The 11,000-nt window shown below is 67.7% G+C and carries 7 protein-coding genes and 2 CRISPR repeat arrays; all 7 genes read left to right on the forward strand.

The window, feature by feature from the left end; all coding sequences use genetic code 11:
* The first annotated feature begins 52 nt into the window (after positions 1 to 52).
* Positions 53 to 1,539: a CRISPR direct-repeat array (repeat unit 37 nt; unit sequence GCTGCGCCCGTGCTTCGCCACGGGCGAGGATCGCAAC).
* A 179-nt stretch (positions 1,540 to 1,718) separates the two neighbouring features.
* The 7 genes from AB0I28_RS23800 to cas2 are packed head-to-tail and all read left to right on the forward strand — an operon-like array spanning position 1,719 to position 9,475.
* Positions 1,719 to 4,118, forward strand: coding sequence for a CRISPR-associated endonuclease Cas3'' (locus AB0I28_RS23800; RefSeq protein ID WP_357496683.1), 2,400 nt, complete (start codon positions 1,719 to 1,721; stop codon positions 4,116 to 4,118).
* Positions 4,115 to 4,792: a type I-C CRISPR-associated protein Cas5c gene (gene cas5c, locus AB0I28_RS23805; protein WP_357496685.1), complete on the forward strand. Its 678-nt coding sequence runs from the start codon at positions 4,115 to 4,117 to the stop codon at positions 4,790 to 4,792. The genes AB0I28_RS23800 and cas5c overlap by 4 nt, the downstream gene beginning before the upstream one ends.
* Complete coding sequence (locus AB0I28_RS23810) at positions 4,792 to 6,645, forward strand: type I-C CRISPR-associated protein Cas8c/Csd1 (protein ID WP_357496687.1); 1,854 nt, start codon at positions 4,792 to 4,794, stop codon at positions 6,643 to 6,645. Before cas5c ends, AB0I28_RS23810 begins: the two co-directional genes overlap by 1 nt.
* Positions 6,642 to 7,523: a type I-C CRISPR-associated protein Cas7/Csd2 gene (cas7c, locus tag AB0I28_RS23815; protein WP_357496689.1), complete on the forward strand. Its 882-nt coding sequence runs from the start codon at positions 6,642 to 6,644 to the stop codon at positions 7,521 to 7,523. The genes AB0I28_RS23810 and cas7c overlap by 4 nt, the downstream gene beginning before the upstream one ends.
* A complete protein-coding gene (gene cas4, locus AB0I28_RS23820) occupies positions 7,520 to 8,164 on the forward strand; it encodes a CRISPR-associated protein Cas4 (protein WP_357496691.1) in 645 nt (214 codons plus the stop codon). The genes cas7c and cas4 overlap by 4 nt, the downstream gene beginning before the upstream one ends.
* On the forward strand, positions 8,157 to 9,185 hold the full coding sequence (cas1c, locus tag AB0I28_RS23825; RefSeq protein ID WP_357496693.1) for a type I-C CRISPR-associated endonuclease Cas1c: 1,029 nt from the start codon (positions 8,157 to 8,159) through the stop codon (positions 9,183 to 9,185). Before cas4 ends, cas1c begins: the two co-directional genes overlap by 8 nt.
* Entirely contained in the window at positions 9,185 to 9,475 is a 291-nt protein-coding gene (gene cas2, locus AB0I28_RS23830; protein ID WP_357496695.1) for a CRISPR-associated endonuclease Cas2, read from the forward strand. Before cas1c ends, cas2 begins: the two co-directional genes overlap by 1 nt.
* 125 nt (positions 9,476 to 9,600) lie before the next feature.
* A CRISPR array of direct repeats spans positions 9,601 to 10,941; the repeat unit is 36 nt; unit sequence CTGCGCTCGCGCTTCGCTGCGGGCGAGGATCGCAAC.
* Positions 10,942 to 11,000 lie beyond the last annotated feature (59 nt).

An 11,000-nucleotide genomic window follows, 5' to 3' on the forward strand; every position in this document is an offset into this window, starting at 1 on the left:
CGGGCGAGGATCGCAACCCCTGACCGCGCTGGGCGGTATCCAGCTGGCACCCGCTGCGCCCGTGCTTCGCCACGGGCGAGGATCGCAACGGGGTGGTGCACCACCGCCGCCTGGGAACCCTGACGGCTGCGCCCGTGCTTCGCCACGGGCGAGGATCGCAACTCCTCCCCCGAAGGTCGCTGGTGTTCCCCCGAACCGCTGCGCCCGTGCTTCGCCACGGGCGAGGATCGCAACGAGGTCGCGGTATCGCTGTTTGACGTCGAGGTGCCCGCTGCGCCCGTGCTTCGCCACGGGCGAGGATCGCAACTCTTTGGCGGAGTTCAGCCAGTCGGCCCAGTTCCGCGCTGCGCCCGTGCTTCGCCACGGGCGAGGATCGCAACTCTTACCTGTCGAGCTCGCCGGCCTTGAGCTGGTCGAGCTGCGCCCGTGTTTCGCCACGGGCGAGGATCGCAACCTCGGCGCGCTCAGCGTGATCTGGGGCGTCCCGAACGCTGCGCCCGTGCTTCGCCACGGGCGAGGATCGCAACTTCGGGTCGGTAGCGGAGGCGTCCGTGCGGGTTTCCGCTGCGCCCGTGCTTCGCCACGGGCGAGGATCGCAACGACGAGATCAAGCACGTCGACAGCGCTGGCGAGTACGCTGCGCCCGTGCTTCGCCACGGGCGAGGATCGCAACTCGTCGGCCGGGGCGGGCTCCACATCGGCCGGTGGGCTGCGCCCGTGCTTCGCCACGGGCGAGGATCGCAATTTGCCCTTCGGGGTGAGCTGCCGGTAGGTGCGGCCGCTGCGCCCGTGCTTCGCCACGGGCGAGGATCGCAACGTTGAGGGTGTAGCGGTCTTCGCCGGGGAAGCGGGCTGCGCCCGTGCTTCGCCACGGGCGAGGATCGCAACTTGCCCTTCGGGGTGAGCTGCCGGTAGGTGCGGCCGCTGCGCCCGTGCTTCGCCACGGGCGAGGATCGCAACAGCGGGTTCCGGGCCCGGGGCTGGCTGGCAGCCTCCGCTGCGCCCGTGCTTCGCCACGGGCGAGGATCGCAACCCGCTCCAGTTCCCCATGCGCTTCAGCGGCTCCCTCAGCTGCGCCCGTGCTTCGCCACGGGCGAGGATCGCAACCCGAGCCTCACCGCGATCCTCTTCGTCGTGTTCCAGCTGCGCCCGTGCTTCGCCACGGGCGAGGATCGCAACCCCAGAGAAGCGGACCCGCTGGGCGGCCAGCGTGTGCGCTGCGCCCGTGCTTCGCCACGGGCGAGGATCGCAACGCGCACGAGTCCGATGACGCGCCGGTCGGGCTCGCGCTGCGCCCGTGCTTCGCCACGGGCGAGGATCGCAACTTGTCCCAGTCGTGGATGCCTGTCTTGTCGTCCAGACGCTGCGCCCGTGCTTCGCCACGGGCGAGGATCGCAATACCCCCGGCTCCTCCATCTCGCTGATCCTGCACGAACTGCGCCCGTGCTTCGTCAGGGCGAAGATCGCACAAGACCGACCCGAGGGCCTCAGCAACGATGACGCCTGCACCCGTGCTTCGTCAGGAGCGAGGATTGTGACCAGCAAGCTCTCGACGCAGGAGTGCTGGCGCGACGGCACCGTTATTAACGCGTTAATAACTGGCCTGACGCTGCCTCGTTGGTGATGATCACGACCCAAACTGCCGTCCTACGGCGAGACCAGCTCACAGTGCGTGTGAATACTGCCGATCTTTCCTCCCGTGTATTGCTGATCAAGGTGTGCGAGCGGGCGACTTTCCGTCGCCTCGTACATATGTCGCACATCCTGTCCGCTGCTCTTATCAGACCGGGCGCCTAAAGTCTCCGAGCCGGGTTACCAGGTCAGGAGCGAGATTGAGCCTATTCGCGCACAGTGCGAACCCAAATAAAGTTCGTCATCTTCTTCGTGATCATTCGATCTGTGTGGGGGAGCTGGCATCGAGGTTCGCTGCCACCTTTGGCCTCAGCGAGATCGCTTATGCCGTTGGCCTTCTCCATGATTGCGGCAAGGCGGGCTGTGCCTGGCAGACTGGGCTGCTGCGTGCCGAGCGAATACCTGGTCCGGTGGGGCTGGACCATAAGAGCCTGGGGTACCAGCTCGGAACTGAGATCGGGCTGGGGCCATTCGCGTTGACCTTGCACGGCCACCATGGCGGCTTGACCGCCGACAAGACCGCAAGGTTGGCTGTGGCAAACCTCAGTTCCGATGCGATCGCGAACATGGCCGACGCCCGTTCCCGGCTCAACGACTTCCTTCCCGAAGCGGCCGCACTAAAGATCGATCTACCGTCGTTTCCGGGCCGTACCGTCCTCGATCTGGCGGTGCGGATGGTCTTCAGTGCATTGTGCGACGCCGATTTCCTCGACACCGAGGCACATTTCTCGTCGCGTCCGGGTCCGCTGCTGCGGCCGGTGGCTGATTTCTCGGTTCTGGCTGACCGGTACACCAGCAACCGCCGCAGGTATCTCGCGGAGCGTGCCGCTGAGCATCCTGAGCGGGCGGCTTCGCCGATGAACGCCGCTCGTGAGGCGCTCTACGACGCGTGCGTGAGTGCGGCTGAAGGCCCGCGGGGGATGTATCGCGTCGCGGCGGGAACCGGTGCGGCCAAGACGATCGGGGCGGGCGGGTTCGCTCTTGGCCACACGGCACGCCATGGGCACAAGCGCGTGATCGTGGCAGTGCCGTTCCAGACCATCACCGAGCAAAACGCGGGCGTCTACCGGGACTTGCTGGCGGCCCCCGGTGAACAGGTGGTGCTGGAGCATCACAGTGGTGTCGACATCGACCGTGCCCGGGCCGATGCGCCGTGGGAGCGTACGGCCGCGGAGAACTGGGATGCGCCGTTCGTGGTGACCACGACGGTGCAGTTGTTCAACTCGCTGTTCGGTCGCAAACCCTCGGTGATGCGCAAGGTCCACCGCCTGGCCAACTCGGTGATCGTGCTCGACGAGGTCCAGGCTCTGCCTCCGCGGCTTTTGGTGCCGATCCTCGACGGGCTGCGCATCCTGGTGGAGCACTTCGGGTGCACGGTGCTGCTGTCGACGGCGACACAACCTGACTTCTGGCACCTGGGGCCGTTCCAGGATTTCGCGTTCACCGACATCTCGGTGGATCCGGCCGCGATGGCGCCTGTGGCTGGGCGCGTGCGATATGTGTGGTGGGCCGGTGAGCGGCCGACGTTGGCCGAGGTCGCCGAAGCCGCCGCCGCCGATGGTTCCGCGCTGGTCGTGGTCGGTTTGACCAAGGACGCGCGGGTCGTTGCCGAGCATTGGCGCAATGCCATGGGCCTCAAGGCGGCCTGGCATCTGTCGAAGCGGATGGCCCCGGCGCATCGCCGCCGTGTCTTGCGGCGTGTCCGTCAGCGCTTGGCGGAAGGACTGCCGGTGCTGCTGGTGTCGACGTCGCTGATCGAGGCCGGCGTGGATGTGGACTTCCCGAAGGGATACCGGGCCAAGGGCGCAGCGGACTCCTATGTCCAGTGCGCCGGCCGGGTCAACAGGGAAGGACTCCTCGCCGGCGGCGGTGTGCTGGTCATCTTCGATCCCGTCGACGGGGGCGTCCCGCCGGGCGCGCGAACACTGGCGTCGCGCACCGCTGTGCGGTTCGGGCCCGGGAGGGCAGATCTCACCGACGCCGCTGCGCACCTGGCGTACTGGGGAGACGTCTACGACCGGCTTGATGTTGAAGGATCCGACGGGGTCGGCAAGACCGTCCAGAAGCATCGCCGCCGGCTGGACTTCCAGTCGGTCACCGACGGCCCGGTCACCGATCACGCCACCGGCGCACGGGACCGCACGAAGGCGTTTCGGATGATCACCGACGACCAGATCTCGATCCTGGTGCCCCAAGCAGCCCGCGACAGCGAAGCCGACGACGGCGGGCGAGGCGAGTACCAGCGTGTCAAGGACCTGATCGTCCAGGTCCGCGCCGGCCGTGACGTCGGCGACGGCCTGCGGGCCTTGCAGCCCTACACCACGACCCTGCATGCCGGCGCGGTTCGCGACCCTGTGGTCGCGATGCGGCTGCTTCCCGTGCTGGGCGACCCCACTCAGGTCGGCTCCCTCGTGGAGTGGGACGGCGACTACGACGAGATCACCGGAATGGTTTTGGAGTTGACAGTGGAGGACCTGACGATATGAACAGACACGACTTCCTGGCCAGGCTGCCCCGCGACGCTGAACGGAACCTGCCGGTAGCGGTGCAGGTGAGCGGCCCCGGCGCCTTGTTCTCCCGACCGGAGTTCAAGGCCGAACGCCTCACCTACCCCGTCATGCCGCCCAGCGCCGCCAAAGGAGTCCTCGAGGCGATCTTCTGGAAGCCCGAGATGCGCTACCAGATAGCCGCGATCGAAGTCCTGGCACCGATCAGGCAGTTCACCGTCCGCCGCAACGAAACCCACGACGTGGCCCCACTGCGCGAGGCCGCCAAAGGCATCCGCCGCATCGACACCGCCGCCACCCGCGACCAACGCAACGCCGTGTGCCTGCGCGATGTCGCCTACCGGATCCACGCCCTCATCCACACCCAGCCGCACGCGACGAAGCCGGTAACGGCCTACCGCGACCAGTTCCAGCGACGCGTCAAGCGTGGCGCCTGCTTCCAGCAGCCCTACCTGGGTGCTAAAGAGTTCAGCGCCGACTTCGGGCCCATCGACGCCGACATCGCACCCATCAACCGCAGCGAAGACCTCGGCATCATGCCCCACACCGTCGCCTACGACGGCACCACGCACTCGTGGTTCACCGCGGTCCTCGACCGTGGCGTGCTGTGGATCCCCGCCCAGGGCATCCCGGTACCCGCAGGGGTCGTCTGATGCTGCTGCAGCGCCTCATCCAGTTCCGCGCCGGCGAAGACGACGACCAGCAGATCCCCTTCTACGCCACCAAACCGGTCCGATGGGTCCTCGACCTCAACGGCGACGGATCGCTCGCCTCAACCGAGCTCACCGAACTTTCGGGCGAAGGCAAAGCCGCCAACCGCGGTATCCCACGCACCGTCCCCTCGGTCACCAAGACTTCCGGGATCGCCCCGGCGATCGCCACCGACACCATCGAGTACGTCCTGGGCTGGGTCACCGACGACCCGAAGGTCTCGGTCAAACCCGAACGCGTCGCCGCCTGCCACGAAGCGTTCATCGCCCTCAACCAGCAATGGGCACATGCCGACCCGGGCGGCCCGGCCCCAGCGATCGCCGCGTTCTACACCAACGCCACCACAACCCTGGTCACCCAACCAGACAAGTGGTCACGTGGGGACCTCGTCGAAATCCTCGTCGACGGACGGCCAGCTGCGGCAACGACGTCGGCGAGGACCTTCTGGGCGACAGTGGCCGCCACCCGCAAAGGAAGCGGCCGTGTCGGCCTGTGCCTGGTGTGCGCGCGACCTGGGGCGCTGCTCAACACCATCCCGCGGCAGCTTCCCGTCCGCCTGGTCCCCGGCGCCACCCAAAGCGCCTCGCTGATCAGCGTCAACAAGTCAACTCACGGATTCCAGCAGGCCACCGGCCTGGGACACACCCCGATCTGTGAGACCTGTGGTCTCAAAGTCATGGACTCCCTGGAGGCCCTGCTCGGCGACGGTGACCACAGCACCTTCGGCGGCGACTCCCGCATGATCTGGTGGGTCCCGTCCGGTGGTGACTTCGACGCCGACGTCTACGCCCACCCCGACGACCACCTCGACGAAGTCCACGCCCTGATCGCCGCGGCCAACAAAGGCCAAGCCGCCACCGTCGAGGCGGCTGACACCGCGATCCTTGAACGGTTTTGTGCCTTGACCATCGGCGGCAACGTCGCCCGCGTCATGATCCGCAACTGGGTCGACATGCCACTCACCGAGGTCCAACACAACCTCGGACGCTGGTTCACCGACATCGCCGTCCCCGGCCAGGCCCCCGGGGCCTTCACCTATCCCGGACTAGGGCGCCTCGCCCTGGCCGCAGGTCGCTTTGGCGACGGCCTGGCCACCACCACTGAGGGCTCCGCTCGTACCGGCTACGCCCGCTTCGACGCCAAAGGCGCCGACCGTCCCGACGGTGTCTACCGGGGTCTCCTCGAAGCGGCCCTCTACGCCAAACGCCTGCCCTCCGGCCTGTCCCGCCACATCCTGCACCGGATCCGACGCGATGGACGCGTCGACGACCTGCGCGCCGCGCTCGTCCAACTCTGCGTCCGCCGCAACGACCCCCGATACCGCACCGAGGAGCACATGAGCATCAACACCGACCTCGCCACCAGCCCCGGCTTCATCGCAGGCCGCCTCTTCGCCTCCTACGAATACCTCCAATGGGCCGCCAGCAACCCAGCCCGCAAAGGCACCGACGACAAGCCCACCCGCGCCGACGGCGTCAACACCACCTTCACCCACAAGTACTTCGCCGGCGCCATGACCAACCCCCAGCGAGCCCTCACCGCAGGCGCACGACTGGCCCCCGCCTGGCTGAAGAACATCCAAAGACACAGCCCCGCCCGCAGTGTCTGGATCACCCGCCAACTCGACGAACTCACCGACCAACTCGCCCACGCCGGCGGCGCTCACCGCACCGCCATGGCCGCCCAGCAGCACCACTTCGTCTTGGGCTACCACCACCAGCGCCACGCGCGCTTCGCTCCCAAGCCCGACACCGACACCAGCACCAACACCGCCCCGGAAGGACCCCAGCAGTGACCAACGCCCACCTCGACCCGGCCATTCGCCACGACGTCGTCATCTACTTCGACGTCACCGACGGCAACCCCAACGGCGACCCCGACGGCGCCAACCAGCCCCGCATCGACGACACCACCGGCGAAGGCCTGGTCACCGACGTCGCCATCAAACGCAAGATCCGCAACACCGTGTCCCTCCTCAAAGGCGACGACCCCCGCTACGGGATATTCGTCGAAGCCGGCCACGCCCTCAACACCCGCATCGACAAAGCCCTCAAAGAGTCCGCAGGCGACCCTGCCGACGCCCGCACCTGGCTCTGCGACCACTACTTCGACATCCGCACCTTCGGTGCGGTTCTGTCCACCGGAGCCAAAGTCGAAGGCAAGAAAGGCCGCGGCGCAGGACAGATCTACGGACCCGTCCAGCTCACCTTCGCCCGCAGCGTCGACCCCATCGACCCCACCACACACGCCATCACCCGCGTCACCCAGACCAAACAAGAAGACATCGACAAAGGCGAGTCCACCGAGATGGGCAGCAAGTGGACCGTCCCCTATGGCCTCTACCGGGCCCACCTGTTCTACTCCGCCCCCCGCGCCGCACAGACCGGGATCACCGGCGACGACCTCGCCGTGCTCTGGCAATCCATCGAAATGATGTTCGAGCACGACCGCTCGGCCACCCGCGGCGAGATGAAACTCTGCGGCCTCTACGTCTTCAACCACCCCAACAGCCTCGGCGCCGCCAGCGCCCACTCCCTCACCAGCCGCATCGACGTCAAAGCCACCAACCCCGACAAGCCCGCACGCCGCCACACCGACTACACCCGCACCATCGCCACCGACGACCTGCCCACCGGCATCACCTGCACCACTCTCGTGGACCTGTGGCCATGACCCCACCCACCAGCGCCGGCAGTGAGGACCAAGCAAGCATCCCGCTGTCGGCGCTGGAGCACTACGCCTACTGCCCCCGCCAAAGCGGACTGATCCACATCGAAGGAATCTGGGCCGAAAACATCGACACCGTCCGCGGCGACCTCGCCCACCACACCGTCGACCTGCCCGGCACCACCACTCGACACGGCACCACCACCATCCGATCCCTACCCGTCTACAGCGACGTCCACGGCCTCCACGGCATCTGCGACCTCGTCGAAATCACCGGACGCACAGCGATCCCCGTCGAATACAAGATCTCCCGCTACCGGACCGGCAGCCCCGCCGAGATCCAACTCGCCGGACAAGCGATCTGCCTCCGCGAAGCCGGCTACACCGTCGACCACGGCTACATCTACTCCACCAGCCAACGCCGACGACACCACGTCGACATCACCCCCGAACTAGTCGCCCGGGCAATCACCGCGGCCACCGCCATCCGCCGACTCCTCGCCAGCCAACAACTCCCGCCGGCCGTCAACGACCAGCGCTGCCGCCGGTGCTCCCTCAAAGAAGAATGCCTCCCCGAACTCACCCAGCACCCCACCACCACTATCGACCTATTCCGCGCCCGCCCTGAAGGGACATGGCGTGACTGAACTCCACAACACCCTCTACGTCCAAACCCCCGGAACCAGCCTCCACCTCGACGGTGACGCCCTGCGCATCCACCACCCCGACGACGACCGCACCCGCCGCCTGCCCCTGACACGGCTCAACCAGATCGTGCTCTTCGGCGGAGCCAACATCTCCCAAGACCTCACCCTGCGCTGCGCCGCCGACGGCCGGGGCGTCACCTGGCTGACCGGCATGGGCCGCTTCCTCGCCCGCATCAGCGGCCCCACCACGGGAAACCCACTCCTGCGCACCGCCCAGCACAACGCCCACAACAGCACCCCCGCGCGCCTGCACATCGCCCGCGCCTTCCTCGCCGGAAAACTCCACAACAGCCGGCAAGTTCTTCTCCGCTCCGCCCGCGACCTCACCGGCACCCGCCAAACCAAGACCCGCGAAGCCGCAGACAACCAAGCCCGGCTACTCCCCAAACTCCCCGACGCCGACAACATCGACACCCTCCTGGGCATCGAAGGAACCGCCGCCCGCGACTACTTCAACGCCTTCCCACACCTCATCGCCGCCCACACCGGCATGACCTTCACCCTCCGCACCCGCCGACCACCCCTCGACCCCGTCAACTGCCTGCTCTCCTTCCTCTACGGCATGCTCCGCGTGGCCGTGCACGGCGCCCTCGAAAACGCCGGTCTCGACCCCTACATCGGCTACCTCCACGCCATCCGCCCAGGAAAACCAGCACTAGCCCTCGACCTCATGGAAGAGTTCCGCCCACTCCTGGCCGACCGCCTCGCCCTGACACTCATCAACCGCAAAGAAATCACCGACGACCACTTCGAACACCTCCCCGCCGGCGCCGTGCGATTCACCGACGACGGCCGCCGCGCCGTCCTCAACGCCTGGCAACACAGCAGAACCCGCACCTGGCCCCACAAGCACCTAGACCGCGACATCCCCGCCGCCCTACTGCCCCTCGTCCAAGCCCGCATCCTCGCCCGCCACCTACGCGGAGACCTCGACACATACCTCCCCTGGACACCAGCCTGATGGACCTTCTCGTCACCTACGACGTCGACACCACCACCCGCGCCGGCCAACGACGCCTGCGCCGCGTAGCCAAAATCTGCGAAGGCTACGGACAACGCGTCCAGTACTCCGTCTTCGAAGTCGTCTGCAGCGACATCGAAAGACTCAAACTCACCGCCGCCCTCACCGACGCCATCAGCACCGAAACCGACAACATCCGGATCTACAAACTCCCCCAAGGCGCACTAGACAACGTCGAACACCTCGGCATCACCACACACCTCGACCACCGAGGCCCGCTAGTGATCTAGGAACCCCAAGCACACACGCGACACGCCAACCGTTCTCAAGCCCCATAGGGGACAAACAACGCTGAAACGCGGCGTGCAGTCCCGCCCAACTACGGCACTAGCCAGAGTTTCAGCAGCTCAACAACCCTGCGCTCGCGCTTCGCTGCGGGCGAGGATCGCAACTCGGTGGCGCGGCGGGCGTTCGCGGCGACCGCTTCCTGCGCTCGCGCTTCGCTGCGGGCGAGGATCGCAACTATCGTCCCCCTCGATACGTGCCGGATAGTCCAGGCCTGCGCTCGCGCTTCGCTGCGGGCGAGGATCGCAACACCCTCACCAACGCCGCCACCGGCCGCCACGCCGCCCCTGCGCTCGCGCTTCGCTGCGGGCGAGGATCGCAACACCTGCCGGGCCGCCGGACGCGACGCCGAGGCGCTCGAACGGCTGCGCTCGCGCTTCGCTGCGGGCGAGGATCGCAACCGTCTCACTACGCACCATCCGGGCAGGTGCAGGACGCTGCGCTCGCGCTTCGCTGCGGGCGAGGGTCGCAACTGGCGGTGGCCATGTGGCCGACCGGGACCGGGTTCACGCTGCGCTCGCGCTTCGCTGCGGGCGAGGATCGCAACGGAAACGTCGACGGCGGATCACAGCGGTACCACTGCGCTGCGCTCGCGCTTCGCTGCGGGCGAGGATCGCAACGTGGCCACCGCTGAGCTGCGTAAACCTCTGTCACTGCTGCGCTCGCGCTTCGCTGCGGGCGAGGATCGCAACTCCTCCAGAAGGGCGAGACCGACACGACGCTCCAGCTGCGCTCGCGCTTCGCTGCGGGCGAGGATCGCAACCCAGTGAACGTCACCTCGTCGAACCAGGCGTCCCGCTGCGCTCGCGCTTCGCTGCGGGCGAGGATCGCAACCGGAGGTGGCCGCGCCCAGTAGCCACGGGGCACCGGCTGCGCTCGCGCTTCGCTGCGGGCGAGGATCGCAACATGTCGCGTTCGGCGGCGAAGGTGTGGATGTTCAGCTGCGCTCGCGCTTCGCTGCGGGCGAGGATCGCAACGAGTCCCCCGTAGAGGTCGATGATGGTCTGCGCGAGCTGCGCTCGCGCTTCGCTGCGGGCGAGGATCGCAACGCCGGTCCCCGGCAGACCGCCATCCGAGACGCGCTCGCTGCGCTCGCGCTTCGCTGCGGGCGAGGATCGCAACAACACCCCCTATGCGGTCCCGCAGCACGAACGCCGCTGCGCTCGCGCTTCGCTGCGGGCGAGGATCGCAACAGTTCCTGCCAGATGTCGCCGGCGAGGCGCTGGGTCGGCTGCGCTCGCGCTTCGCTGCGGGCGAGGATCGCAACGCCGTCCTCACCGTCCTGCGGAACTCCCCGCTCGTGCTGCGCTCGCGCTTCGCTGCGGGCGAGGATCGCAACCCCACCCACCGCCAGGGCGTGCGCGTCACGGCCGCGCTGCGCTCGCGCTTCGCTGCGGGCGAGGATCGCAACCCCACCCACCGCCAGGGCGTGCGCGTCACGGCCGCGCTGCGCTCGCGCTTCGCTGCGGG

The organism is Phytomonospora sp. NPDC050363 (genome assembly GCF_040655735.1).
Classification (GTDB): Bacteria; Actinomycetota; Actinomycetes; order Mycobacteriales; family Micromonosporaceae; genus Phytomonospora.